This is a genomic window from Novosphingobium sp. BL-A-41-Hi4B-X5A (assembly GCF_055521705.1).
Window position 1 is genome coordinate 2,907,598 of sequence record NZ_CM145500.1, and the last position, 24,587, is coordinate 2,932,184.

General features: G+C 64.9%; 23 protein-coding genes and 1 tRNA gene. 17 read left to right on the forward strand and 7 right to left on the reverse strand.

The window, feature by feature from the left end:
- Nucleotides 1-122 precede the first annotated feature (122 nt).
- From ACZ1JY_RS14110 to ACZ1JY_RS14120, 3 genes are read left to right on the forward strand one after another with little or no spacing between them, the layout of a single operon-like run.
- The gene (locus ACZ1JY_RS14110) at nucleotides 123-392 is read left to right on the forward strand and encodes a c-type cytochrome (RefSeq protein ID WP_465129706.1); all 270 of its coding nucleotides are present in this window, start codon (nucleotides 123-125) and stop codon (nucleotides 390-392) included.
- On the forward strand, nucleotides 389-2,008 hold the full coding sequence (locus ACZ1JY_RS14115; protein ID WP_465129707.1) for an FAD-binding oxidoreductase: 1,620 nt from the start codon (nucleotides 389-391) through the stop codon (nucleotides 2,006-2,008). Before ACZ1JY_RS14110 ends, ACZ1JY_RS14115 begins: the two co-directional genes overlap by 4 nt.
- Before the next feature lies 1 nt (nucleotide 2,009).
- Nucleotides 2,010-3,188, forward strand: coding sequence for a cytochrome P450 (locus ACZ1JY_RS14120; protein ID WP_465129708.1), 1,179 nt, complete (start codon nucleotides 2,010-2,012; stop codon nucleotides 3,186-3,188).
- 272 nt (nucleotides 3,189-3,460) lie between these two features.
- On the opposite strand, the gene ACZ1JY_RS14125 is transcribed toward ACZ1JY_RS14120, so the two are convergent.
- Nucleotides 3,461-3,537 (reverse strand) — tRNA-Pro (locus ACZ1JY_RS14125).
- Between the two features lie 108 nt (nucleotides 3,538-3,645).
- Between ACZ1JY_RS14125 and ACZ1JY_RS14130 the strand changes: the two genes are divergently transcribed.
- On the forward strand, nucleotides 3,646-3,924 hold the full coding sequence (locus ACZ1JY_RS14130; RefSeq protein WP_465129709.1) for a hypothetical protein: 279 nt from the start codon (nucleotides 3,646-3,648) through the stop codon (nucleotides 3,922-3,924).
- Between the two features lie 99 nt (nucleotides 3,925-4,023).
- Here ACZ1JY_RS14130 and ACZ1JY_RS14135 read toward each other — a convergent pair whose 3' ends face one another.
- Nucleotides 4,024-4,806: a sulfite exporter TauE/SafE family protein gene (locus ACZ1JY_RS14135; protein ID WP_465130925.1), complete on the reverse strand. Its 783-nt coding sequence runs from the start codon at nucleotides 4,804-4,806 to the stop codon at nucleotides 4,024-4,026.
- Nucleotides 4,807-4,819: 13 nt separating this feature from the next.
- Entirely contained in the window at nucleotides 4,820-5,743 is a 924-nt protein-coding gene (locus ACZ1JY_RS14140; RefSeq protein ID WP_465129710.1) for an MBL fold metallo-hydrolase, read from the reverse strand.
- A 110-nt stretch (nucleotides 5,744-5,853) separates the two neighbouring features.
- Here ACZ1JY_RS14140 and ACZ1JY_RS14145 point away from each other — a divergent pair, with 110 nt between their 5' ends.
- From ACZ1JY_RS14145 to ACZ1JY_RS14170, 6 genes are all read left to right on the forward strand, one after another.
- Complete coding sequence (locus tag ACZ1JY_RS14145; RefSeq protein WP_062341928.1) at nucleotides 5,854-6,159, forward strand: ArsR/SmtB family transcription factor; 306 nt, start codon at nucleotides 5,854-5,856, stop codon at nucleotides 6,157-6,159.
- A gap of 124 nt (nucleotides 6,160-6,283) precedes the next feature.
- On the forward strand, nucleotides 6,284-6,910 hold the full coding sequence (locus ACZ1JY_RS14150; protein WP_168902889.1) for a gluconate 2-dehydrogenase subunit 3 family protein: 627 nt from the start codon (nucleotides 6,284-6,286) through the stop codon (nucleotides 6,908-6,910).
- A gap of 12 nt (nucleotides 6,911-6,922) precedes the next feature.
- On the forward strand, nucleotides 6,923-8,602 hold the full coding sequence (locus ACZ1JY_RS14155) for a GMC oxidoreductase (protein ID WP_465129711.1): 1,680 nt from the start codon (nucleotides 6,923-6,925) through the stop codon (nucleotides 8,600-8,602).
- A 1-nt stretch (nucleotide 8,603) separates the two neighbouring features.
- Entirely contained in the window at nucleotides 8,604-10,058 is a 1,455-nt protein-coding gene (locus ACZ1JY_RS14160) for an MFS transporter (protein ID WP_346766658.1), read from the forward strand.
- Between the two features lie 62 nt (nucleotides 10,059-10,120).
- Complete coding sequence (locus tag ACZ1JY_RS14165) at nucleotides 10,121-10,708, forward strand: HD domain-containing protein (protein ID WP_118074522.1); 588 nt, start codon at nucleotides 10,121-10,123, stop codon at nucleotides 10,706-10,708.
- A 112-nt stretch (nucleotides 10,709-10,820) separates the two neighbouring features.
- The gene (locus ACZ1JY_RS14170; RefSeq protein WP_465129712.1) at nucleotides 10,821-12,404 is read left to right on the forward strand and encodes a fatty acid--CoA ligase; all 1,584 of its coding nucleotides are present in this window, start codon (nucleotides 10,821-10,823) and stop codon (nucleotides 12,402-12,404) included.
- 49 nt (nucleotides 12,405-12,453) lie between these two features.
- Here the strand turns inward: ACZ1JY_RS14170 and ACZ1JY_RS14175 are convergent, their stop codons facing one another.
- On the reverse strand, nucleotides 12,454-13,110 hold the full coding sequence (locus ACZ1JY_RS14175) for an alpha/beta hydrolase (RefSeq protein ID WP_084278426.1): 657 nt from the start codon (nucleotides 13,108-13,110) through the stop codon (nucleotides 12,454-12,456).
- 126 nt (nucleotides 13,111-13,236) lie between these two features.
- Between ACZ1JY_RS14175 and ACZ1JY_RS14180 the strand changes: the two genes are divergently transcribed.
- From ACZ1JY_RS14180 to ACZ1JY_RS14205, 6 genes are all read left to right on the forward strand, one after another.
- Nucleotides 13,237-14,292 (forward strand): cysteine desulfurase family protein, encoded by a 1,056-nt coding sequence (locus ACZ1JY_RS14180; RefSeq protein WP_465129713.1) that lies wholly within the window; start codon nucleotides 13,237-13,239, stop codon nucleotides 14,290-14,292.
- A complete protein-coding gene (locus ACZ1JY_RS14185) occupies nucleotides 14,289-15,371 on the forward strand; it encodes a cysteine desulfurase family protein (RefSeq protein WP_465129714.1) in 1,083 nt (360 codons plus the stop codon). The genes ACZ1JY_RS14180 and ACZ1JY_RS14185 overlap by 4 nt, the downstream gene beginning before the upstream one ends.
- A gap of 2 nt (nucleotides 15,372-15,373) precedes the next feature.
- A complete protein-coding gene (locus ACZ1JY_RS14190; protein ID WP_118072329.1) occupies nucleotides 15,374-15,706 on the forward strand; it encodes a 2Fe-2S iron-sulfur cluster-binding protein in 333 nt (110 codons plus the stop codon).
- Nucleotides 15,707-15,761: 55 nt separating this feature from the next.
- Nucleotides 15,762-16,910 carry a mechanosensitive ion channel family protein gene (locus ACZ1JY_RS14195; protein ID WP_465129715.1) on the forward strand — a complete coding sequence of 383 codons (1,149 nt, stop codon included), beginning with the start codon at nucleotides 15,762-15,764 and terminating at the stop codon, nucleotides 16,908-16,910.
- Between the two features lie 106 nt (nucleotides 16,911-17,016).
- The gene (locus ACZ1JY_RS14200; RefSeq protein WP_465129716.1) at nucleotides 17,017-18,174 is read left to right on the forward strand and encodes an iron-containing alcohol dehydrogenase; all 1,158 of its coding nucleotides are present in this window, start codon (nucleotides 17,017-17,019) and stop codon (nucleotides 18,172-18,174) included.
- Between the two features lie 136 nt (nucleotides 18,175-18,310).
- Nucleotides 18,311-20,440: a malate synthase G gene (locus tag ACZ1JY_RS14205; protein WP_465129717.1), complete on the forward strand. Its 2,130-nt coding sequence runs from the start codon at nucleotides 18,311-18,313 to the stop codon at nucleotides 20,438-20,440.
- A gap of 31 nt (nucleotides 20,441-20,471) precedes the next feature.
- Here ACZ1JY_RS14205 and rsmA read toward each other — a convergent pair whose 3' ends face one another.
- The 3 genes from rsmA to ACZ1JY_RS14220 are packed head-to-tail and all read right to left on the reverse strand — an operon-like array spanning nucleotide 20,472 to nucleotide 22,991.
- On the reverse strand, nucleotides 20,472-21,293 hold the full coding sequence (rsmA, locus tag ACZ1JY_RS14210) for a 16S rRNA (adenine(1518)-N(6)/adenine(1519)-N(6))-dimethyltransferase RsmA (RefSeq protein WP_465129718.1): 822 nt from the start codon (nucleotides 21,291-21,293) through the stop codon (nucleotides 20,472-20,474).
- Nucleotides 21,290-22,291, reverse strand: coding sequence for a 4-hydroxythreonine-4-phosphate dehydrogenase PdxA (gene pdxA / locus ACZ1JY_RS14215; RefSeq protein WP_465129719.1), 1,002 nt, complete (start codon nucleotides 22,289-22,291; stop codon nucleotides 21,290-21,292). The genes rsmA and pdxA overlap by 4 nt, the downstream gene beginning before the upstream one ends.
- A gap of 10 nt (nucleotides 22,292-22,301) precedes the next feature.
- Complete coding sequence (locus ACZ1JY_RS14220) at nucleotides 22,302-22,991, reverse strand: HAD-IA family hydrolase (RefSeq protein WP_465129720.1); 690 nt, start codon at nucleotides 22,989-22,991, stop codon at nucleotides 22,302-22,304.
- 130 nt (nucleotides 22,992-23,121) lie between these two features.
- Between ACZ1JY_RS14220 and glmU the strand changes: the two genes are divergently transcribed.
- Nucleotides 23,122-24,426: a bifunctional UDP-N-acetylglucosamine diphosphorylase/glucosamine-1-phosphate N-acetyltransferase GlmU gene (glmU, locus tag ACZ1JY_RS14225; protein WP_465130926.1), complete on the forward strand. Its 1,305-nt coding sequence runs from the start codon at nucleotides 23,122-23,124 to the stop codon at nucleotides 24,424-24,426.
- The last annotated feature ends 161 nt before the right edge of the window (nucleotides 24,427-24,587 follow it).

The window sequence follows — 24,587 nt, forward strand, 5'->3', positions numbered from 1 at the left end:
CGGATTTAGATTCGATGTCCTCGGTCGCAGAAGCCGATGGTTGGGAGAAGCGCAGAATGCCTGTCTTGGCACGTAACCGGCGATTTGCCGGTCCCATTGTTGCGTCCATATCTATCGCGACTGTGGCTTGCTCCGGGTTAGCCAGTGCTGCGGCTGCGCCGCGCCCGCCCGAGACTGTCTACGCCAAGACCTGTGGCTACTGCCATGGCCAGCACGTGGCTCCGATCATCCGCGGGCGTGGCCTGCCGGTCGAGGTGATCGAGCAATACGTCCGCACCGGCCCGCGCGGCATGGTCGCCTTCCGACCGACCGAAATCAGCGATGCGGAACTCAAGGCGCTCGCAAAATGGCTCAATGCCTCGAAGGCCGACCCGAAGGAGAAGGGCGAATGACCGGTATCAGCCGCCGCGATGTGATCCGGACCGGCGCCGTGGGTGCCGCCATGCTGGGATCGAGTGCTTTCGCCTCGCCGCTTGATGGCCCGCGCCAATTGCCGGCTCATCTCGACAAGGGCGCCTTTGCCGCAGCCATCAAGGAACTGCGCGCGGTCGTCGGAGCGGAATGGGTCTTTGCCGATCCCGAAACCACCTTGCCCTATGCCAAGAGCTTCACGCCAGATCCCCGTCACGAGCACGTGCCGTCAGGCGCGGTCGCCCCGGCCTCGGTCGAGGAGGTGCAGGCGATCCTGAAGGTCGCCAACAGATACAAGCTTCCGCTGTGGACCGTCTCAACCGGCAAGAACATGGGCTATGGCTGCGCCACGCCTGCCAGCAGCGGCCAGATGATCCTCGACATGAAGCGCATGAACCGCATCATCGAGATCGATGCCGAACTTGGCACGGCGCTTGTGGAACCGGGCGTCACCTACCAGGACCTGCGCGACTATCTGGACGAGCACAACCTGCCGTTCTGGCTCGACGTGCCCACGGTCGGCCCGATCGTCTCGCCGCTGGGCAACACGCTTGAACGTGGCGTTGGCTACACCCCCTATGGCGATCACTTCTTCATGCAGTGCGGCATGGAAGTGGTGCTGGCCGATGGCACGGTGGTGCGCACCGGCATGGGCAGCGTCAAGAATTCGACGACCTGGCAGGCGTTCAAGTGGGGCTACGGGCCCTACATCGACGGCATCTTCACCCAATCGAACTTTGGCGTCGTGACCAAGCTGGGTTTCTGGCTCATGCCCAAGCCACCCGCTTTCAAGCCGTTCATGGTGCGCCACAACGAGATGGGCGACGTCGCCAAGATCGTCGATGCCATGCGCCCGTTCCGCATGAACAACCTCATTCCCAACGTCGTGCTGATGATGGGCGCGGCTTACCAGATCGCCATGTTCCACCGCCGCGAGGAGCTGTGGGACAAGCCGGAAAGCATTCCCGATGACGTGGTGCGCGATTTTGCGAAGAAGCACGGCCTCGGCATGTGGAACACCTACTTCGCGCTTTATGGCACCGACGAGATCATCGCCGCGATCGAGCCGATCGTGCGCGGTGCCTTCGAGGCATCAGGCGGCGAGGTACTGACCGAGAAGGAAATGGGCGGCAACCTGTGGTTCGAACACCACAAGAACCTGATGTCCGGCCAGCTTACGCTCGAGGAGAAAGGCATCATGCGCTGGCGCGGCGGGGGCATGTGCTGCTTTGCGCCGGTCGCTCCAGCCAAGGGTATCGAGACACAACAGCAGACCGAACTTGCCAAGGAAATCCTCGGCAAATATGGCTTCGACTACTCGGTCGCCTACGCCATCGGCGGGCGCGAACTGCACCACCTGATCTTCATCCAGTATGACAAGGAAGATCCGGTCGAGGAGAAGAAAGCCGACGACTGCATCCGCGAGATGGTCACCCGCTTTGGCGAGCGTGGCTGGGCCAGCTATCGCACCGGCGTCAACACCATGGACCTGGTGGCGAAGCAATACGGCGAAGCCAACCGCGCGCTCAACGCCCGGCTCAAGCAGGCTCTCGACCCCAACCACATCCTTTCGCCCGGCAAGCAGGGGATCGCTTGACATGATGCTGCCAGCCAACACGGTCGACATCTTCTCGGACGCCGTCCTTGAAGACCCTTGGCCGACATACCGTGCCTTGCGCGATCTCGGTTCGGCCGTCTGGCTGGAGCCGACGAACGTCTGCTTCATCGGTCGCTATGCCGACGTGCGCCGCGCGCTCAACGACTGGCAGGTGTTTTCCTCGGCGCAGGGGATCGGCTTCAATCCCGTGATCAATGCCGCATGGGACGAGGCGCTGATCTGTCAGGACCCGCCGGTTCATACCGCAAGGCGCAAGCTGATGATGGAGGCGCTCGGCCCTGCGGCATTGAAACCCGTGGCGGACACTATCGAGCAGCGCGCTTCCGCTCTGGCGGACCGCATTGCGACGATGGGCACGTTTGACGCGGTCTCCGACTTTGCGCTCGACTTGCCGGTCGGCGTGGTCATGGACCTGATCGGCTGGCCGCACGACGTGCGCCCTGCATTGCTCGATCTGGCATCGGGATCATGGAACGCGGCGGGTCCGGCCAATGCCCGTATGGAACAGGGTCTCAGCGGTCTTCAGGAGATGATGGGACTGCTGAGCAACCTTTATGACAAGGAGCGCGTGCTGCCAGGCGGCTTTGCCGCGAAGCTGATCGCCTCTTCCCGCCGTGGCGAGATCAGCCGTGAGACCGCAATTGGCATGCTGGCGGGCTACGTCGTCGCCGCGTTCGAAACGACCATCAGCGCCATGGCCGCAGGCATCCAGCTCTTTGCCGACAACCCGGCCGAATGGGACAGGCTGCGCACCGATCCGCGCCTTGCCATGCACGCGGCCAACGAGATCGTGCGCATGGAAACGCCGCTCCAGAGCTTCGCTCGCGTCACCACCCAGGACGCCGAGCTTTCCGATGGCAGCGTGATCCCTGCGGGCACCCGCGTCGTGGTGTGCTATGCCAGCGCCAACCGCGACGAGCGCCAGTTCGAAGCGCCAGACTCCTTCCGGATCGACCGGCGCGAGAAGCAGAACCTCGGCTTCGGCCACGGCCCCCACGGCTGTGCAGGGCAGAACCTTGCCCGCATGGAATTGACCGCGGTTTTTGGAGCGCTGGCCAAGCGCATCACGCGGTTTGAGTGCCAAGGCAATGGTGTGCGCGCGCTCAACAACATTTCCCGCTCACTCGCCCGCCTGCCCACTCTCGCCGTCGCTGCCTGAGCAGGACCCGATGTATCCTTCCTGACGAGCGGCGGCAGGGGGGGAGGGCATAGTCGAAGGCGGCGCTGACCCTAAGCGCTTCATTGCCGAACTGTGCGCGTCATGGCGAAACTGTGGCGGCAACCACGGTGCCAACCCTACACAGGGTGAGATGCCATGCGCGGAATGCCTCGCCCGTCGCTTGAACCATGGAGACGTTTGCGCTCCACGAGCTGTAGATTCTTACTCAGCTTTCTGAGCAAAATCGGTAGAAAACCATCGTTTTAAGAAAATGGTCGGGGAGATAGGATTCGAACCTACGACCCTCTGGTCCCAAACCAGATGCGCTACCAGGCTGCGCTACTCCCCGACTGGTGACGGCCCCTAGTTTCTCCACGCCTTGCGCGCAAGCGGAAACGTCCCGCCGGTTTGCTTTGGTGGATTGCTTGCCGAGGAGCATCGCGGCACAGAAGCGGCGATGAGCAAGAGCAAGCGCCGTTATCTGACTGCGACGATGCCCGATGGTTACGTGAAGACCATCGGGCCGACGACCGACAGTTTCACGCACTACTGGCGGATCGTCGCCGAGCTTGAGAACGGCAAGACCGAGGTGTTCTGGGGCCACGCCAGATCGCTGGCCGAGGCGCGCAAGAAGCGGGCGCCGGCGCAGGAAGCGGCGAAAATGCGCGGTTGGAAGAGCTTTGCCTTCGAAATCGCCGAGCTGGTCGAGACGCCTGCGCCCGGTGCGGAGACCTAGAGCGGAATTCATTCCGATTGCATCGGAATGATCGCTCTAGATTCCTGTTTCACCGCGTTTTCCTAGCCACCAGATGATTCGATCTGGTTCGAAAACGATCTAGCCGATCAGCGCAGGTACGCTCCTTGCCAGCATGTAGAGCGCCACGACGACGATCAGCCCGGCAAACAGCGTGTTGAGCGTGCCCTTGCTCGCGGCCAGTCTGCCCGAAGCCTTGGTGCCCAGCACCGTGCCGATCACGCCGCCCGCGATAAAGGCCAAGGCAAGCGGCCAGTCGAGCATGCCCGAGGCTGCATAGTTCAGCGAGGTCGCCAGCCCGAATGCGCTCACCGCCACCAGCGAAGTGCCGATGGCGCGGCCGATGGGCATCGATGTGCTCGCGATCAGTGCGGGCACGATCAGGAAGCCGCCGCCGATGCCGAAGAAGCCCGAAAGCAGCCCTGTGCCAGCACCGAATGTCAGCACGCGGGGCAGGTTGTCGCGGTTGCAGACCACGCCTTCGATCCCCTCCGCGCCGCGCCCTCGCCACATGAAGAAGGCGACGACCAGCATCAGCAGTGCGAACAGCGCGAGCAGACTCTGCCCGTCCACGGCCTTGCCGATGGACGATCCGCCAAGCGCGCCGAGTACGCCTGCCGCCGCGAACATGCCGCCGCAGCGCCAGTTGACGTTGCGCGCGCGGGCGTGGCTGGCGAGGCCTGACAGGGCGTTCGCCGCCACGGCCAGCGCGCTCGTGCCGATGGCAAGGTGCGGGCTGGCGACGCCAACGATGTAGACCATCAGCGGCACGGCAAGAATCGAGCCTCCGCCGCCGACCAGTCCGAGGACGAAGCCGACGATCACGCCGGACAGGCTCGCCAGCAGATGTTGCAGGTCGAAGATCACGGTCGGCGCCTTACAGCAGGTCGACAGGCAGGCGCAGGTAACGCACGCCATTGCTGTCGGGTTCGGGCAGGTGTCCTGCGCGCATGTTTACCTGGATCGAGGGCAGGATCAGCTTCGGCATGCCCAACGTGGCATCGCGCGCTTCGCGCATGACAACGAACTCGTCCTCGCTGACGCCTTCGTGGACATGAACGTTGGCCGTGCGCTCGGCGCCGATTGTGGTTTCCCACACGAACTGGTCGCGCCCGGTGGCCTTGTAATCATGGCACAGGAACACGCGCGTCTCGTCTGGCAGGGCCATCAGGCGGCGGATCGAGCGGTAGAGCGTGCTCGCGTCGCCGCCGGGGAAATCGGCGCGGGCGGTGCCGTAGTCCGGCATGAACAGCGTATCGCCGACGAACACGGCATCGCCGATGACATAGGCGAGACATGCCGGGGTGTGGCCGGGGACGTGCAGTGCTATGGCCTCGATCCCGCCGACGCGGAAGGCGTGGCCGTCGTCCATCAGCAGGTCGAACTGGCTGCCGTCACGGGCGAAGGCCGGGCCCTCGTTGAAGACCTTGCCGAACACGTCCTGCACGGTGCGGATTGCCGCGCCAATGACGATCTGCCCGCCAAGCCTTTCCTTGAGATAGGGGGCGGCAGAGAGGTGATCGGCATGGGCGTGGGTTTCGAGCAACCAGTCGACCGTGAGGCCGTGGGCTTCGACATGGGCAATCACGCGATCGGCCGAGGCATGGCTGGTGCGGCCCGAGGCCTGGTCGAAATCGAGCACCGGATCGATCACCGCGGCGCGCAAGGTGGCAGGATCATGGACGACATGAGTCGCGGTGAAAGTCGCCTCGTCGAAGAAGGTGGTGACGACAGGGGCCGCTGCCGAGGCGCGGGCGGCGCTGATCTGGGCGGTGGCGGTGACAAGGGCATGGTCGGACATCGGAAGACTCCTTTGACCCTTTATATAACTTAGAACTAATATAAGGCAAGTGTAATTTAGTTGGTGTCGCGGTCTTGTGCGTGGCGCAATCGGCGTTATCTGCTGAGCTTATGAAGCCCGCCAGCCTTGCCGACCTGAAGCAGAATGCCGCCGCCATGGCGGGCCGCATGCGCACGATGAGCCATCCCGAGCGCCTGCTCATGCTTTGCCGCATGGACGAGGGCGAGGTTTCGGTGACGGAACTGGTTGAACTGACCGGCCTTTCGCAGTCGGCAGTCTCGCAACACCTGGCGCGCCTGCGCGATGAAGGCGTGGTCGACAGCCGCGTGGCAGCGCAAGTGCGCTTCTACAGCCTGAAGGACGAGATCGTCCGCGCGATCATACACGCCCTTTGCGAAATCTGCGAAAAGCGCTAGATTAATCACTGATCAATAAGATGAGTTGGGTGCAGGAAGAGTCTTGCGCCGCGCATCCAAATTAGAGTATTGATTCTATATTGCATGCGTGCGGTGATCCGTGCGCCGGGAGAGACATCGGTTGATGCAGAATGATCCGCAGCGCGGCTGGAACCGCCGCGAATTCGTCAGTGCCTCGGCGCTGATCGCTTTGGCGCTTGGCGTGCCCGCCGCCGCCGTGAGCCTGACCCGGCTCGAATCGGAAGATGCGCCGAGCGACCGGCAGCGCCTGATGATGAAGGAGGTCAGCCAGCTGGTGATCCCGCGTTCGGCAACCCCCGGTGCGGGCGATGTGGGTGCAGGCGATTTCGCGATCCTCGCGCTGGCGCACGGGCTCGATGGCTCGCGCTCACCGCTCAAGGACCCCACCGCCTATGCCCGGTTTGCGCGCAACGATGGCTCGATCCGGCATGTCGCCTGGCTCGAGAAGGAACTGGACGGGCGGGCTGGTGGCAGCTTCCTCAAGGCGCCGGCAGCGCAACGCCTTGCGGCCGTGAAGGCGCTCGATGCCGATGCCTTTGCCAGCCGTGAGAGCGAAAGCCCGTGGAAGGCGATCAAGGGCCTGATCCTGACCGGGTATTACACCAGCGAAGTCGGTGGCGCGCAGGAGCTGCGCTACGAGCCGGTGCCGGGCCGTTTCGATCCCGACCTGCCGCTGACGCCCGATTTCAGGGCGATTTCCAACGACTGGACCGCGGTCGACTTCGGATAAGGACTGACTGACATGCAATTCGACGCAATCGTGGTCGGCTCCGGTATCACCGGCGGCTGGGCGGCCAAGGAACTGACGCAGGCGGGCCTAAAGGTCCTCATGATCGAGCGCGGGCGCGAGATCGTCCACGGCGAGTACGAGACCGAGAACAAGGCGCCGTGGGAAATGCCGTTCCGCGGCCTCGGCGATGCGGCGCTCTATGCCCGCGAATACCAGGTCCAGATGAGGAACCGCCACTTCAACGAGTTTACGCAGGGGCACTTTGTCAACGACAAGGAGAACCCCTACTCGACCGGCTCGGATACCGATTTCACGTGGTTCCGCTCCTACCAGTTGGGTGGACGCTCGCTGACCTGGGGCCGCCAGTCCTACCGCTGGTCGGACTACGATTTCGGCGCGAACAAGCGCGATGGTCACGGCACCGACTGGCCAATCCGCTACGCCGATCTGGCGCCGTGGTATGACAAGGTCGAGGAGTTCATCGGCGTTTCGGGCAGCCCTGAAGGCCTGCCCCAGCTGCCCGACGGCAAGTTCCAGCCGGGCATGAAGCTGAACGTGGTGGAAGAGCACGTGCGCAAGGTCGTGGCCGACAAGTACGGCCGCTGCCTGACCATCGGCCGGACTGCGAACATGACCGTCGCCAAGCCCGAAGAAGGGCGCTCGGAATGCCAGAACCGCTCGATCTGCGCGCGCGGCTGCTCGTTCGGCGCATACTTCTCGACGCAATCGAGCACGCTTCCCGCGGCCAAGGCTACCGGCAACCTGACGGTCGTGACCGATGCCATCGTCGAGGCGGTCGACTATGATCCCAAGACGAAGCGCGTCACCGGCGTGCGCTATGTCAATACGAAGGACGGGACGCGGGGCAGCGCAACGGCGCGGCTGGTGTTCCTCAATGCAGGCGCCTTCAACTCGGTCCACCTCCTGCTCAATTCGCGCAACGAGGCAATGCCGACGGGCCTTGGCAATTCGAGCGGCGTGCTCGGCACCCAGATCATGGATCATGCCAACACGCTGTCGACCATCGCGCTGTTCCCGCAGTTCAACGATCGCACCACTTTCGGCAACCGGCCGACCGGTGCGATCATCGCGCGCTATCGCAACATGGATGCCATGGACGGCGATGGCCACACGCGCGGCTTCTCGTTCCAGGGGGGCGCACTGCAAAGCAACTGGGGCGCTGGCAAGCGCGAGGCAGGGATCGGCGCCGAACTCAAGGACAAGCTGCACCAGCCCGGCATGTGGCGCATGGTGCTGGTCGCCTTTGCCGACTGCGTCCCGCGTGACAGCAACCGCCTGACGCTGGACCGCACGAAGACCGACCGCTTCGGCATCCCTCAGCTTCATGTCGACTTTGCGTTCGGCAAGGAAGAGCACGCGGCGCTGGCCCAGGCCAAGGCCGACGCCACCGAGATGATGACTGCTGCCGGCGGCACGGTGATCATGGGCCTCGACCAGCCGGGCGCGGGCGGCACGGCGATCCACGAAATGGGCGGCGCGCGCATGGGTAATGATCCCAAGACGTCGGTCCTCAACAAGTGGAGCCAGTCGCACGACATTCCCAACCTGTTCGTCACCGATGGCGCACAGATGGCCTCGTCCGCCTGCCAGAATCCTTCGCTGACCTACATGGCACTGACGGCGCGGGCCTGCGATGCGGCGGTGAAGATGCTGCGTGAAGGCGTGATCTGAGGTGACCTCTCCGACCATCGCCGGCATGACCGAGAGGCAGAAAAGCCTCGCCTTCTTCACGCTGATCACCGCGCTGGTGCTGGAAATCGTCGACGTGACGATCATCAACACCGCGCTGCCGGCCATGCAGGCAGACTTCGCCGCGCGCGGGCAGGACCTTGGTGGCAGCGCGGCGCAGTGGATCGCGGCAGGCTATTCGCTGGCCTTCGGCCTGCTGCTGATTCTGGGCGGCCGACTGGGCGACCTGTTCGGCGGGCGCGCGATGTTTCTTACCGGCGTTGCCGGCTTCACGCTGGCCTCGCTACTGTGTGGCGCGGCGGCCGACCCGCAACTGCTCGTCGCGGCGCGCGTCCTGCAAGGTGCCGCGGGCGCGATCATGGCGCCGCAGGTCATGGCGGTGATCCAGATCCTTTACGATCCAGTAGAGCGCATAGGGCGGCTGGCCTGGTTCGGCGTGATCGGCGGCCTTGCCGGCATAGCCGGGCCGATCATCGGCGGACTGCTGATTTCGGCGGACATCGCCGGCCTCGGCTGGCGCACTGTGTTCCTGATCAACCTGCCGATCGGCATTGCCGCGTTCACCGCCGGCTGGCGCTACCTGCCGCGCGAAGTTGCGCACAAGGGCGCAAAGATTGACGTGATCGGCACGCTTGCGTTTGGCGCGGCGCTCGCAGCCGCACTGTTCCCGCTCGTGCGCGGCGAACATGCCGGGATCGATGCCGGGAGCATAACGCTTCTCGCGGCATCGCCCTTGCTGATGTGGGCGGCATGGGCTGGCCTCAACCGCCGGGCGAGAGCGGGCAAGCCGGTCATCTTCGATCCGGAACTCCTGCACAACCGCCTGTTCCGCACCGGCGCTCTGATCGGCCTGATCTTCTCCGCGGCGAACACCGGCTTCCTCTTTGTTTTCGCCCACGCCCTCCAATCGCGGCTGGGCTACTCACCGCTCCAGACAGGCCTCGTCCATATCCCGTTCAGCGCCGGGGTTATGCTCGGTATGGGCTTCCTCGGGCGGCGCTACCTTGCGAAGATGGGCAAGTGGGTACTGGTTTTTGCGGCATTGGCTCTGGTTGTGGCCAATACGGCCACCCTTTCATGGATTGCTTGGGGCGGTCCCGGCCTGCCGCTGCTGCTTCCGGCCCTGCTGCTGGCCGGCGTCGGGATGGGCTGCCTTTCCGGCCCCGTCTCGCCTGTCGCCCTGGCCCGGGTTGACCGCCGCCATGCAGGCGCGGCCAGCGGCATTCTCAAGACCGTGCTGCAAATGGGCAGCGCCTTCGGCATTGCGCTGGCGGGCAGTGCCTACTTCGCGCTGGGTGGGCCGGTTTTGGCGATGGGGGCGGGCGGTCTTTTCGCGGCACTCGGGGTAATTCTCGTGCTGCTGCTCGGCTGCCTTGGCCTTGCGCTGTCGCTGCCCGACCAGATATTCGTGCCCGAGGCCTCTTCCCAAGCGGCATAATCGCGATACTCTCATGTGAAACCAGATGCGCCGAAAGCGCGCACGGGGAGAGGATTCGCATGATGGAAGAGCTGCCCACCGCCAAGTTCCACACCATGACCGAGGGCACCCAGGAAGACTGGGACGCGATCATGACGCACCTCAAGCCTCACGCAAGCAATGGCGGGGCGCGGGTTCTTGCCCACTTGCGCTTGCTTGAAGGCGATTGCGGCGGTTTTGCCGTCGATCGCCTGACCCACTGCCTTCAGACTGCGACCCGCGCCCACCGCGATGGCCGCAGCGAGGACTATGTCGTGATGGCCCTGCTGCACGACATCGGCGACATGCTTGGCGCCTACAACCACCCCGACATCGCCGCCGCCATCCTCAAGCCGTTCGTGTCCGAGGAACTGCTGTGGATCGTGCAGCACCACGGCATTTTCCAGGGCTACAACTTCTTCCACTTCATCGGCCTTGATCGCAACATGCGCGACAACTTCGCCGACCACCCTTACGCTGCGGCCACGGCGGAGTTCATCGAGAAGTACGACTGCCCGGCGTTCGATCCGGACTACGACACACTGCCGCTCGAATTCTTCGAGCCGATGGTCATGCGCCTGTTCGAGCGGCCTTTGAACAGCGTCTACAAGAAGGCCATGGCCGAAGCCTGAGGCGGCCTGCCGCCATTCGGGTCACTAGGCGATGCACTCTGTCACGAATGGTGGCTTGCGCCTTCCCTTAATTGCGTGATTAACTGCGCAAAATTGCTTGGGAGAGCAACGCATGGGCGAGGCCGCCGTAAAGCCGACGACAGCAGAGCGCACTGCCGATCTGTTTACCTTCGACGAATTCATCCGCTTCTGGGCGGCCGACCGCTCGCAAGGGGTGGCGCTTGACGGGCCGGACAGGACGCTGACCTATGGCGGGCTCGATTCCACGACGGCGCGGGTGGTCGCGGGCCTTGTCGATCTTGGCATTGGCAAGGGGGACCGGATCGCCTGGTTCGGCAAGAACAGCACGCTCTACTTCACGTTGTTCTTCGCTGCTGCCCGCCTTGGCGCGGTGATGGTTCCGATCGGCTGGCGCCTGGCCCCGGCAGAGGCGATATGGATTGCCGACGATGCGCAAGCCAAGGCGGTGTTCCTTGGCCTCGGGTTCGAAGGACTGGCGGAGACGTTTTCCGCCCTGCCTGCCGTGCGCATCGCGCTGACGCAGGACGAGGCGTGGCGGTGGATCGATGCGCAGCAGCCCATCGCCTTCGAGGCTGCCGGGCCTGATGATGCGGTGCTGCAGCTTTATACCTCGGGCACGACCGGAAATCCCAAGGGGGCGGTGCTTTCAAATCGCAACCTGTTCGGCCTGCGCAAGCAATCGCTGGGGCAGGAACAGCCCTATACCCAGATGACGGACGACGAAGCTATCCTCGTCGCCATGCCATGCGCACATATCGGCGGCACCGGCCTTGGCGTGATGGCCATCGGCGCGGGGCTGCCGGGCATCATCCTTGCCGAGTTCGAGCCGCGCGCGGTGTTCGACGCGGTGGAGCAAAAGGGCGTTACGCGCTTCTTCATCGTGCCTGCCGCCTTGCAGATGCTGCTCAATCACCCCGATTGCGCCAGCGTGGACTTTGCCCGCGTGAAGTACATCATCTATGGCGCATCGCCGATCCCGCTGGTGCTGCTGCGCGAATGTATCGCCATGTTCCGGGCCGAGTTCATCCAGGCCTATGGCATGACCGAAACGACCGGCACGATCTGTATGCTCCCGCCCGAGGACCACTGCGTCGAAGGCAACCAGCGCATGCGGTCTGCCGGCAAGCCGCTGCCGGGTGTCGAGGTCCGCGTGGTCGGCGAGAATGGCGAGGCGCTTGGCCCCAACGAGATCGGCGAGATCCAGACGCGCTCGTCAAACAACATGCTTGGCTACTGGAACCTGCCAGAGGCGACCGCCAAGACCATGACTGCCGATGGCTGGATCGCCACGGGCGATGCCGGCTATCTCGACGAGGACGGCTACGTTTACATGCACGACCGGATCAAGGACATGATCATCTCCGGCGGCGAGAATGTCTATCCCGCGCAGGTCGAAAGCGCGATCTATGGCCATCCCGATGTGCAGGAAGTGGCGGTGATCGGCGTGCCTGATGCGACATGGGGCGAAGCGGTCAAGGCGGTGTGCGTGCCCAAGCCCGGCCATACGATCGATCCGCAATCGATCATCGACTGGACGCGGGAGCGCCTGGCCGGGTTCAAGGTGCCCAAGTCTGTCGACGTGATCGCGGCGCTGCCGCGCAACCCATCCGGCAAGATCCTGCGCCGCACCTTGCGCGAGCCATACTGGGCGGGCTGCGAACGCCAGGTGAACTGACGCCGCGTTGACCGGCTGGGCGGCATTCCGACCAGCCGGTTCCAATGGATCAGCGGATCGGGCAGTCCGGCGAGAGGCGCATGTCGAGGTAGTTGTCTACCGCGCGCATCATGTCGTCCATCTCGTTTTCGAAGAAGTGGTTGGCGCGCGGCACTTCATCGTGATGGATGGTGATGTGCTTCTGCGTGCGCAGCTTGTCGACCAGCTTCTGCACCGCATTGGGCGTGACCACCGTATCGGCGGTGCCCTGCACGATGATGCCCGAGGCGGGGCACGGGGCGAGGAAGCTGAAATCGTACATGTTGGCGGGCGGCGCCACCGAGATGAAGCCGCGGATTTCCGGGCGGCGCATCAGCAGTTGCATGCCGATCAGCGCGCCGAATGAATAGCCGGCGATCCAGGTGGTGCTGGCTTCGGGATGGATCGACTGGACCCAGTCGAGCGCCGCCGCGGCGTCGGACAGTTCACCGATGCCATTGTCAAAGCTGCCCTGGCTGCGGCCGACGCCACGGAAGTTGAAGCGCAGCGTGGCAAAACCGCGCGCGACGAATGTCTTGTAGAGCGCCTGCGTGATGCGGTCGTTCATCGTGCCGCCCGCCTGCGGGTGCGGGTGCAGGATCATCGCCACCGGTGCGCGGGGGCGGGTGGCGGGCTGGAAACGGCCTTCGAGGCGGCCTTCGGGGCCGGGGAAAATGACTGCGGGCATTGCCTGTCCGGTAATCCTGTGGTCTGGCCCCATGCGGCACGGAATGCCGGGGCTGGGAATTAAGCTGATGGCTATATAGAAACCGAGCCTTCGAAAGCAATCTTTCCACGCATTCCGGGGCGAATCTTGCCGCTAAATTCGATCTATCTCGATCACGCCGCCACGACCCCGCTGGTGCCGGAGGCGCTGGCGGCAATGGAGGAGGGCTGGCGCATCTGGGCCAACCCTTCAAGCCCGCACACTGCCGGACGCGCGGCGCGGGCGGCGCTGGAGAATGCGCGGGTGCGAGTGAAGGCGGCGCTGGCCTGGGACGGCGAGGTGATCTTCACCAGCGGGGCAAGCGAGGCGCTGGAGATCGCCACGAGAAAAGTTTCCCCGGGGAAACATAACAGGAACATCACCAGTGCGGTAGAGCACGAGTCGGTGCTGCGGCTGACGCCAGACGCGCATCGCCTGAGCGTCGATGCGAACGGATTGGTCAAGATTTCCGAGCTGGAGCAGGTGCTTAAGCTGGAAGGGCCGGCGCTTCTGGCAGTCCAGCAGGTCAACAGCGAAACCGGTGTGATGCAGGATCTGGCGTCGGTGGCTGCGCTGGCAAAGTCGAACAATGCGCTGTTGCTGGTCGATGCCGCGCAAGGGGCCGGAAAGCTACCGCTGCCCGAAGCCGACATCATCGCGCTTTCGGCGCACAAGTTCGGCGGGCCGGTGGGCATCGGCGCGTTGCTGGTGCGCAATTACGGCTTGCTCGATCCCGGCGGCGGCCAGGAGCGCGGCTATCGTGCCGGGACCGAGCCGATGCCGCTGGTGATGGGCATGGTCGCGGCGCTGGAGGCCGGAAACGCATGGCTCAAGTGCGCTTCAGGTTTGCGGGAATCGCTGACGAATCAACTGCTTGAAAACGGGGCGGAATTGGTCGCACCGGAATCACCACGCAGCCCGACGATTGCCGCCTATCGCATGCCGGGCAAATCCAGCGCGGCGCAGCTGATCCGGTTCGATGGCGCAGGGATCGCCGTTTCTGCCGGAAGCGCGTGTTCTTCGGGTTCATTGAAGGCGAGCCACGTGCTGACGGCGATGGGCTACGCGAATCCGGGCGAGGTCATCCGCGTGTCCATCGGGCGCGAGACGAGCGAGGCCGAGATCGCCCGGTTCGTTGAAGTGTGGAAGGAGATCCGGGGGTGATCTACCTCGACTATCAGGCGACGACGCCGCTGGCCCCGGAAGCGCGCGCGGCGATGCTGCCGTGGCTGGCAGGGCCGGAGGCTGCCGGTTTTGCCAACCCGCACAGCCCGCACCGCGCCGGGCGCGCGGCGGCGGCGGCAGTCGAGGTGGCGCGGGCGCAGGTGGCGGCGCTGCTGCCGCCGGGCGGGCGCGTGGTGTTCACCTCTGGGGCGACCGAGGCGATCAATATGGCGCTTGCCGGGTGCGGTCGCGAGAGGCTGGCGGTCAGCGCGATCGAACATGCGGCGGTGCTGGATACGGCGCGGGCGCTCGATCCCGGCGTGGCGGTGCTGCCGGTCGATGGCATGGGGCTGGTCGATCCGGAGGTGGCGATTCCGGAGGGGACGGGCCTGGTCGCGGTAATGCAGGTCAACAACGAGATCGGCACGATCCAGCCGATCGAAGCGCTGGCCCGACGGGCACGCGACATGGGGGCGCTGTTCCTGTGCGATGCGGTGCAGGGGGCCGGCAAGATCGCCGCGCCCGAGGGGGCCGACCTGATCGCGGTGTCCTCGCACAAGCTCTATGGCCCGAAGGGCATCGGCGCGCTGTGGGTGCGTGACGGGGTGGACCTTGCGCCCCTGATCCATGGCGGGGGGCAGGAGGGCGGCTTGCGTTCGGGCACGCTCTCGCCAGCGCTCTGCGCGGGATTCGGCGCTGCGGCGGCCCTGTGCACAAGTCTGTCGGAAACCGACCGGCTTCATGTGGAAAAGCTGTGGGCGAAGGCTTTGCCTCTGTTCGAGGGATGGATTCTGAACGGGAGCGCCACCGAGCGCTGGCATGGCAATCTCAACCTGCGATTGCCGGGGCTGGATGTGGCAAGACTGTTGTCGGAATGCCGCACGATCGCATTTTCAGCGGGCTCGGCCTGCGCCAGCGGGTCTGGCAGGCCAAGCCATGTCTTGCGCGCGCTCGGACTTTCGGACAGGGATAGCAGAACCGCGATCCGCATCGGTTTCGGACGCTATACGGGGGATGATGAACTGGAACAGGCTGCCGGGGCGATCAACGCCGCGGCGCGCGCGCAGGGAGTCTTGTAACCATGGTCAGCGTCACCTTCGTCACCGCCAAGGGTGAAAAGATCGCCGCAGAGGGCGAAGCGGGGACGCGACTGCTGGAACTGGGGCAAGCGAAGGGCATGCCGCTCGAAGGAACCTGCGAGGGCCAGATGGCCTGTTCGACCTGCCATGTGGTGATCGATGCCGACTGGTTCGCGAAACTGCCGCCAGCCGTCGACGATGAGGAGGACATGCTGGATCTGGCCGCCGGCGTGACGCGCACGAGCCGCCTGTCCTGCCAGATCGAACTTACCGAAGCGCTTGATGGCCTTGTGGTGCATATCCCGGCCGAAGCGCGGGACATGCAGGGGCGCTGACCCTTCGCACGCCCACCTTCGGGAACGGATCGGAAGGCCAGCCTTTGATTGAGGCATGACGTCTTCGCCTCCCGTTCCAAAACTTGCCCTGCCTGCCAGCCCCGATGTCCTGATTGCCGACACCACCGGCTGGATTACCGACAACTGGCTGCGTATCTCAATCGCCATCGGCATTGCCGTCGTCGTGGTTGTGGTGCTTGTCGCCATCCGCAATCTGGGGCGCCGGTTCTGCCCTGAAGGCGAGGCCCTGGTCGGGTGGAAGACCATCATCGGCCGCATGGCCGGCCGCACGCGCTTCTGGTTCATCGTGTTGGTAGCCGCCGAGGCGGTCGCCAGTTACGCGCAGACACCGGCCTGGCTCGACAGGACCATTGCGTTCCTCTTCACCATCGGCCTCACCTTCCAGGCGGCACTGTGGGTGCGGGAACTGACGATCGGCCTGATCGAGCATCGCGCAGGGGAGGCCCAGCACGCCAACGGTGCGCTGAGCTCGGCGCTCAACATCCTGAGGGCGCTGGTGACGTTCCTCGTTTTCGCCATCGCCATTGTTCTCATACTCGGCAACCTGGGCGTGAATGTCGCCGGACTGGTCGCAGGCCTCGGCATCGGTGGCATCGCCATCGGTCTTGCCGCTCAGGGTATATTCTCCGACCTGTTTGCGGGCATTTCCATCCTCTTCGACCGGCCTTTCAAGGTGGGGGAAGTGATCAGCTGGGGCGGAAATACCGGCACGGTCGAGGTCATCGGCATGCGCACCACCCGTGTCAGGCTGGTAAGCGGGGAACTGCTGATCGTTTCCAACAAGAACCTGCTCGACAAGGAGATCAGCAATCTTACGGTTCGCGATCACATCCGCCTGACGTTCGCGATTGGCGTCGCCTATGAAACCCCGCCTGAAACCTTGGCGCTGGTTCCGGCAATGCTGAAGGAACTGGGTCAGGCCGAAGGCGCTAAAGTGGCGCGTTCGGGGTTCGAGGCATTCGGTGCCAGCTCGCTTGACTTTACCCTGATCCTCGACGTGCCCGGTGCCGACTGGAACGTGGCGCATCCGTTGCGCGATCGTTTGCTGGTGGCAATCATGCAGCGCTTTGCTGCCGAGGGAATCAGCATTCCCTATCCCACGCAGACGACATTCACCGCCGCCCCTGACGGGACGCTGATCATGCCCTATCCCGACGGAGCCGTGGTTCCCGTCAAGGTGTAGCCATGCGCCATGGGACCACGAACCTGATTTCGACCGGACGCTTTTGCCAGCTTGCCGTGGGGGCTGTTTTGCAGTCCCATAAGCTGATCAAGGCAAGAGGGCAGGTATGGCGGCGATCAATCTTCCACGGATCATCAGGGTAGGCGGAGGCGCACTGGCGCAGTTGCCCGAGGCGCTTGCCCAATGCGGAGTGTCCCGACCGTTCATCGTCACCGACGCATTCCTCGTTAGCAGCGGGATGGTGGCGACATTGCTTGCCGTGCTCGACGACGCCGGAATCGATGCGGTCGTGTTCGCCGAGACAGTGCCCGATCCGACCGTGGCTGTGGTTGAAACCGCCCTGGAAGCCTTGCGTGCCGCCGATTGCGACTGCGTTGTTGGTTTTGGCGGTGGCAGCCCGATCGATACGGCCAAGGCCATTGCCGCGCTGGCGGTTGCGCCCCGACCGGTCCAGTCGATGAAGGCTCCGGCAACGACCGACGTGCCCGGCCTGCCGATCATCGCCGTGCCGACAACGGCGGGGACGGGGTCGGAAGCGACGAAGTTCACCATCGTGACCGACGAGGCCAGCAGCGAGAAGATGCTCTGTGCGGGCCTTGCTTTCCTGCCGACCGTGGCGATCGTCGATTTCGAACTGACGATGGGCAAGCCCGCCCGGCTGACGGCGGATACCGGGATCGATTCACTCACCCATGCGATCGAAGCCTACGTTTCGAAGAAGGCCAATGCCTTCAGCGATGCCATGGCGCTTTCGGCGATGAAGCTGATTGCTCCCAATCTTCGCACCGCCTGCGCCGAGCCGGGCAACCGCGCGGCGCGCGAGGCGATGATGGTCGGCGCGCATCATGCCGGGATCGCGTTCTCCAATGCCAGCGTTGCGCTGGTCCATGGCATGAGCCGACCCGTGGGCGCGTTCTTCCATGTGCCGCATGGCCTTTCCAACGCCATGTTGCTGCCTGCGGTTACGGCCTTCTCCGCGCCAGCCGCACTTGCGCGCTATGCCGATTGCGCGCGGGCGATGGGCGTTGCCAGTGCGGACGAGGGCGACCAGGCGGCGGTGGCGCGACTGCTGGAGGAACTGGCGGCGCTCAATGCCGACCTGTCCGTGCCATCCCCGCGCTCTCACGGGATCAGCGAGGCGCGATGGTTCGAGGTGGTGCCGGAAATGGCGCGGCAGGCGCTGGCCTCGGGATCGCCGGGCAACAATCCCCGCGTGCCGGAAGCGGCGGAGATCGAGCGGCTCTACGCCGAGGTCTATGGCTGACGCCAGACTTTCGCACGATTGCAATGCCCTGCCGGATCATGCATAGGCTTTGACCGTTCCTCCCCAGGTTCATCGGATTCGGCTTTTCGCAAGATTTGCGAGGCGCCGCTTATGTGAGCGTATGGACATGGGTGAAATGAACGAACGAATCGAACGCAGCGGCCTCAAGGTCGACGCCAGCCTTGCCACCTTCATCGACGAGAGCGTGATTGCGCCGCTCGGGCTTGATGCAAGCGCGTTCTGGCAGGGTTTTGCCGAGCTGGTCGGTCATTTCGCCCCGGTAAACCGCATGCTTCTCGACAAGCGTGACGCGCTGCAGGCGCTGATTGATTCCTGGCACCGCGAGCGCAAGGGCAAGCCGATCGATGCGGCCGAGTATCGCGCGTTCCTGACCGAGATCGGCTACCTTGTGGCAGAGCCGGATGACTTCATCATCGGCACACAGAATGTCGATCGCGAGATTGCCTGCATGGCAGGACCACAGCTGGTCGTGCCGGTACTGAACGACCGTTTCGTGCTCAATGCGGCGAATGCGCGGTGGGGCAGCCTCTATGACGCCTGGTACGGCACCGATGCGCTCGATGCGGCCCCGGCCCGGCCCGGCGGCTATGACCAGGAGCGCGGCGCTGCGGTTGTCAGCGCAGGCAGGGCCTTCCTTGACCTGACGTTCCCGCTGGACGGCATGAGCTGGACCGAATGGGATGGTGAAAGCGATCTGCCGCTGTGCGATGGGACGCAGTTTGCCGGCACGAAACCCGGCGGCATTCTGCTGTGCAACAACGGCCTGCATGTCGAGATCGTGCTCGACCGGTCGCACCCGGTCGGCAAGGACGACAAGGCGGGCATTGCCGACATCGTGATGGAAGCGGCGCTGACCGCCATTGTCGACCTTGAGGATTCGGTCGCGGCGGTCGATGCCGAGGACAAGCTGCTCGCTTACCGCAACTGGCTCGGCCTGATGCGCGGCGATCTGGAAGCGAGCTTCAGCAAGGGCGGCAAGACCATGACCCGCGCGCTGGAAGCGGATCGTGAATGGACGTCTGCCACGGGCGAGGCGATCACGTTGCCCGGGCGCAGCCTGCTGTTCGTGCGCAATGTCGGCCATCTCATGACCAATCCGGCAATCCTGCTGGAGGACGGGTCGGAGATTCCCGAAGGTATCATGGACGCGGTGATCACCTCGGCCATCGCGTGCCATGACATCAAGGGGCTGGGCCGCCATCGCAACAGCCGCGCCGGCAGCATCTATATCGTCAAGCCCAAGATGCACGGGCCGGAAGAGGTCGCCTTCACCAACGACCTGTTCAATGCCGTCGAGGACCTGCTGGGTCTTGAGCGCCATACCGTCAAGGTCGGCGTCATGGACGAGGAGCGCCGCACTTCGGCCAACCTCGCGGCCTGCATCGAGAAGGTCCGCGACCGGATCGTGTTCATCAACACCGGCTTCCTCGACCGTACCGGAGACGAGATCCACACCTCGATGCAGGCGGGTGCGATGATCCGGAAAGGGGCGATCAAGGGCTCCGGCTGGATCGCAGCCTATGAGAAGCGCAACGTCTGCATCGGCCTGGCGCACGGTTTGTCCGGCAAGGCGCAGATCGGCAAGGGCATGTGGGCCGCGCCCGACATGATGCACGACATGATGCAACAGAAGATCGCCCATCCCCGCACCGGGGCGAACACGGCATGGGTGCCTTCGCCGACGGCCGCAACGCTGCATGCCATGCACTACCATCAGGTCGACGTGTTCGGAGTGCAGCGCGACGTGGCGCGGGAAGCGACACCGGGTCTCGACGCGCTTCTGGCCATCCCGTTGGCCGATGGTGCCAACTGGTCGGAAGAGGAAGTGCGCGAGGAACTGGACAACAACGCGCAAGGGCTTCTGGGCTATGTCGTGCGCTGGATCGATCAGGGCGTGGGGTGCTCGAAGGTGCCGGACATCAACGACGTCGGCCTGATGGAAGACCGTGCGACCTTGCGCATTTCCAGCCAGCACATGGCCAATTGGCTGCTGCACGGCGTGGCCACCAACGAACAGGTCATGGACAGCCTCAAGCGCATGGCCGCCAAGGTCGATGCGCAGAACGCGGGCGACCCGCTCTACGAGCCGATGGCCGGTCGCTGGGAAGAAAGCTTTGCCTTCCGCGCGGCCTGCGATCTGGTGTTCAACGGGGTGGAGCAGCCCAACGGCTATACCGAGCCGCTGCTGCACGCCTGGCGCCTGAAGAAGAAGGCGGCGCTGGCAAAGGTGGCCGAACCGGCTTGAGGTTTTTGGGGCGGGCCTTGCGGGTCCGCCCTTACTTCGTCAGCACCCGTGCGATGGAGACGAACTCCTCGACGCTGAGGGTCTCGGCGCGGCGCTGGGCGTCGATGCCGAGTGTTTCCAAGGCGTCGAGCGCGCCGGGCAGGCCCTTCAAGGACTGGCGCAGCATCTTGCGGCGCTGGCCGAAGGCAGCTTCGGTCACGCGCTCCAACATTCGGGCCGATACGCCTTCGGGCATAGCGCCGGGTTCGACATGGACAATTGCCGACATGACCTTGGGCGGCGGAGTGAAGGCGCTGCGGTGGACCTTCATCGCAATGCGCGGGGCAGAGCGCCACTGCGCCAGCACGGCGAGGCGGCCATAGGCATCCGTGCCGGGCGCGGCGACGATGCGTTCGGCCACTTCCAGCTGGAACATCAGCGTCAATGATTTCCACTGCGGCGGCCAGTCCTGCCCGGAAAGCCAGCCGGTGAACAGTTGCGTGCCGACATTGTAGGGCAGGTTAGCGGCGACGTGCCACGGCCCGTCGAACAGCGTTGCCGGGTCAATCTTGGTGGCGTCGCCACCGATCACGGTGAGCTGGCCGGGGAAGGCATCGGACAGTTCGGCAAGCGCGGGCAGGCAGCGCTTGTCCATCTCGATCGCGGTAACGTTTGCGCCGGCGCGCAGCAGGGCGCGGGTCAGCCCGCCGGGGCCAGGGCCGACCTCAAGGACATTCTCGCCCTTCAGCTTGCCGGGGACGCGGGCAATGCGATCGAGCAATTGTTCGTCGAACAGGAAGTTCTGGCCCAGCGCCTTGGTGGCGAACAGGCCGTGGCGGTTGATGACATCGCGTAATGGGGGGAGGTCGGTCATGCCAAAGCCCTCCGCGCCGCACATTCGCCCGCCATGCGCAGCGCTGCGATGGTCGGGCCGACGCGCGCCTTGCCGGTCCCGGCGATGCCGAACGCGGTGCCGTGATCGGGAGAGGTGCGGATGATCGGCAGGCCCAGGGTGACATTCACTCCGGCGTCGAAATCCAGCGCCTTCATCGGGATCAGCGCCTGATCGTGATACATGCAGATGGCCACGTCATACCCCTCGCGCGCCTCGGCGTGGAACATCGTGTCGGGCGGTAGCGGGCCGAAAGCGTCGATCCCGGCGGCGCGCAAGGCCGCCACGGCCGGAGCGACGATGTCGTGGTCTTCGCTGCCCATGCGCCCGTCCTCGCCCGCGTGGGGATTCAGCCCGGCCACGGCCAGGCGCGGGCTGGCAATGCCGTAGTCGCGCGAAAGCCCGGATGCAGCGATCGCCGCGCGCGATCGGATCAGTTCGGTGGTAAGCATATCCGGCACTGCGCGCAGCGACACATGGACCGTGATCGGCACGACCTTGAGGCTCGGCCCCGCGAGCATCATCACCGCATTCTCGGGCGAAATGCCGCAGGCCTGCGCGACGAATTCGGTCTGCCCCGGATGGTCGAAACCGATGCGGGCGAGGCGGCTCTTGGCAATCGGGCCGGTGACCAGCGCCGAGGCCGCGCCGGAACGGACGAGGCCGGTGGCGGTGGCAAGGGCATCGAGGGCAAGGCTTGCGCCTGCATCATCGGGCTCGCCCGGGGTGTAGGGTAGTTCGGCGAGATCGAGCACCGGCAGCGCGCCGTCGAAACACTCCGCCACCTCGTCGGGCGTCTTGATCGCGCAGACCGGCACAGTGATGCCCCGCCTGCGCGCTGCCTCCTCGACGACGCGGGCCGAGCCGACCACGAAAAACGGCGGAAGGCCTTCCGCATCGCGCAAGGCCCATGCGGCGGCGGCGAGTTCCGGGCCGACGCCTGCGGGATCGCCAATGGTAAGGGCAAGGGGGGCGGTCATGGGCGGGAGCCTAGGCGCTCTGTGCCACGCTGGCGAGACGTTCGAGCGTGGGCACCAGTTCGTCGTAGTGGTCGATGACCGCGTCTGCGCCCAGATCGTCAGCGGGAAGATCGTTGAAGCCGAAGCGGACGGCGACGACCGGCATCTGTGCGGCCTTGGCGGCGCCGACGTCAAACGTGGTATCGCCAACGAACGCAGCGGGCCCACCGCCGCAGCGCTCGACCATCTCGTGCAGCATGTCGGGGCGTGGCTTGGCGCGGTGGCGGCCCAGCGTGTCACCGCCGATCACGCAGGCGAAGCGGTGGAGCAGGCCGAGCTCCTCGAACAGCCTGACCGCAAGGCCTTCTGCCTTGTTGGTGGCGATGGCGATCTTCACGCCGCGCGCGTCGAGGGCGTCCAGCATCTCCGCACCGCCGGGAAACAGCGCGGTGTGGTGGGCTATGTTCCGGCCGTAGAATTCGATCAGGCTGGCCTGCAGGCCGGGGAAGGCGTCTTCATCTACCCCGCCCGATTCCGTCAGCGCCGAGCGCAGCATCTGCGCAGCCCCGCCGCCGATGTGGCGCTTGGTCTGGTCCAGCGGGACGGGTGGCCGACCGGCAAGGCCGAGCGCGTGGTTGAGCGCGACGCCAAGGTCGCGGCTGGTGTCGAGCAGGGTGCCGTCGAGATCGAATCCGACGATTGCATAAGGAAATTCCGCCATGGTGGGGCCAAGTGGCGTCCTGTTCTGGAAAGCGCAAGGTTTGTCTGGCAAGGGTGCGCGCATGACTGACCAGACGCCACAAACCTCGCCCTTGGCCACCATCGTCCTCGCCGCCGGAAAAGGCACCCGCATGAAGAGCGACCTGCACAAGGTCCTCCACCCAATCGCGGGCAGGCCGATGGTAAAGCACCTGATGGCGAGCGCGGCTGAACTCTCGCCTGAGCGGCAGGTGGTCGTGGCAGGCCACGGGCGCGACCAGCTGGAAAAGGCGCTCGGCGGCTCGGCGACGATTGCCGTGCAGGACCCGCAACTGGGTACGGCCCATGCCGTGCAGCAGGCCGAAGGTGCGCTTGCCGGGTTCGAGGGCGACGTGCTGATCCTTTATGGCGACGTGCCCTTCGTGCGCGCGCAGACCATGCAGACGATGATCGCGCGGCTGCATGAGGATGACGCTCCGGCAGCGGTAGTGCTGGGCTTCGAACCGGCCGATGCGCTGCAGTACGGGCGCGTGATCGCCGAGGCCGGTCGCATCGTGAAGATGGTCGAGCACAAGGACGCGAGCGAGGCCGAGCGCGCCTGCCGCGTGTGCAATTCAGGGCTGATGGCAGTGCGCAGCGCAGACCTGTTCGGACTTCTCGCCCGCGTCGGCAACGACAACGCGCAGGGCGAATACTACCTGCCCGACGTGGTCAACATCGCGATTGCCGATGGCCGGACCTGCGCCGTTGTCGTGACCGACGATGCCGACGAAGTGGCCGGGATCAACAGCCGTGCCGAACTGGCCGAAGCCGAAGGCCGCTGGCAGCGCCGCCGCCGCGCTCAGGCCATGGCCGATGGCGCGACGCTGATCGCGCCGGAGACGGTCTGGTTTTCTTGGGACACGGTGCTGGGCCGCGATGTGACGGTGGAGCCCAACGTCTTCTTTGGCCCCGGTGTGACCGTCGCCGATGGCGTGACGATCCACGCCTTCTGCCATCTGGAGGGCGCAACGCTCGCCCCCGGCGTCCACATCGGCCCCTACGCCCGCCTGCGCCCCGGCGCGAAGCTGGAGGAGGACGTCAAGGTGGGCAACTTCGTCGAGGTCAAGAACACGGTGATGCACCGTGGTGCCAAGGCCAGCCACCTGACCTATCTCGGCGATGCCGAAGTGGGCGCGGAAGCGAACATCGGTGCAGGCACGATCACCTGCAACTATGACGGTTACTTCAAGTACAAGACCACCATTGGCGAGCGCGCGTTCATCGGCTCGAACAGCGCGCTGATCGCGCCGGTGAAGATCGGCGCGGACGCTATCGTGGCAGCAGGAAGCGCGGTATCGCGCGACGTGGCCGACGGCGAGTTGCGGATGGTGAGGGCAGAGCAGCTGGTGAAGCCGGGCTGGGCTGACCGCTTTCATGATGCGATGAAGAAGAAGAAGGCGGAGAAGCGGGGGTGATCCTGCCTTCACGGCCCAAGTCATCGTTACGCAATATCAGTCATTTCTGGCCTGCCCTACCGGCTTTTCGGCGGCGGCTGTCCATGCCAGGGAAATGATCGAGGCTCCGGGAGGGCTGTCCAATGACGAGAGGGTGAGGAGTTTCAATTTTACTTTGGTTT

Bases quoted from the DNA above. Each gene is read 5' to 3' on its own strand.
- ACZ1JY_RS14150 (WP_168902889.1), top strand. From the start codon at position 6,284: ATGCAGAATGATCCGCAGCGCGGCTGGAACCGCCGCGAATTCGTCAGT.
- rsmA (WP_465129718.1), bottom strand. From the start codon at position 21,293: ATGACCGACCTCCCCCCATTACGCGATGTCATCAACCGCCACGGCCTG.
- ACZ1JY_RS14190 (WP_118072329.1), top strand. From the start codon at position 15,374: ATGGTCAGCGTCACCTTCGTCACCGCCAAGGGTGAAAAGATCGCCGCA.
- ACZ1JY_RS14200 (WP_465129716.1), top strand. From the start codon at position 17,017: ATGGCGGCGATCAATCTTCCACGGATCATCAGGGTAGGCGGAGGCGCA.
- ACZ1JY_RS14130 (WP_465129709.1), top strand. From the start codon at position 3,646: ATGAGCAAGAGCAAGCGCCGTTATCTGACTGCGACGATGCCCGATGGT.
- ACZ1JY_RS14145 (WP_062341928.1), top strand. From the start codon at position 5,854: ATGAAGCCCGCCAGCCTTGCCGACCTGAAGCAGAATGCCGCCGCCATG.
- ACZ1JY_RS14120 (WP_465129708.1), top strand. From the start codon at position 2,010: ATGATGCTGCCAGCCAACACGGTCGACATCTTCTCGGACGCCGTCCTT.
- ACZ1JY_RS14170 (WP_465129712.1), top strand. From the start codon at position 10,821: ATGGGCGAGGCCGCCGTAAAGCCGACGACAGCAGAGCGCACTGCCGAT.
- ACZ1JY_RS14140 (WP_465129710.1), bottom strand. From the start codon at position 5,743: ATGTCCGACCATGCCCTTGTCACCGCCACCGCCCAGATCAGCGCCGCC.
- ACZ1JY_RS14155 (WP_465129711.1), top strand. From the start codon at position 6,923: ATGCAATTCGACGCAATCGTGGTCGGCTCCGGTATCACCGGCGGCTGG.
- pdxA (WP_465129719.1), bottom strand. From the start codon at position 22,291: ATGACCGCCCCCCTTGCCCTTACCATTGGCGATCCCGCAGGCGTCGGC.
- ACZ1JY_RS14220 (WP_465129720.1), bottom strand. From the start codon at position 22,991: ATGGCGGAATTTCCTTATGCAATCGTCGGATTCGATCTCGACGGCACC.
- glmU (WP_465130926.1), top strand. From the start codon at position 23,122: ATGAAGAGCGACCTGCACAAGGTCCTCCACCCAATCGCGGGCAGGCCG.
- ACZ1JY_RS14205 (WP_465129717.1), top strand. From the start codon at position 18,311: ATGAACGAACGAATCGAACGCAGCGGCCTCAAGGTCGACGCCAGCCTT.
- ACZ1JY_RS14195 (WP_465129715.1), top strand. From the start codon at position 15,762: ATGACGTCTTCGCCTCCCGTTCCAAAACTTGCCCTGCCTGCCAGCCCC.
- ACZ1JY_RS14175 (WP_084278426.1), bottom strand. From the start codon at position 13,110: ATGCCCGCAGTCATTTTCCCCGGCCCCGAAGGCCGCCTCGAAGGCCGT.
- ACZ1JY_RS14165 (WP_118074522.1), top strand. From the start codon at position 10,121: ATGGAAGAGCTGCCCACCGCCAAGTTCCACACCATGACCGAGGGCACC.
- ACZ1JY_RS14115 (WP_465129707.1), top strand. From the start codon at position 389: ATGACCGGTATCAGCCGCCGCGATGTGATCCGGACCGGCGCCGTGGGT.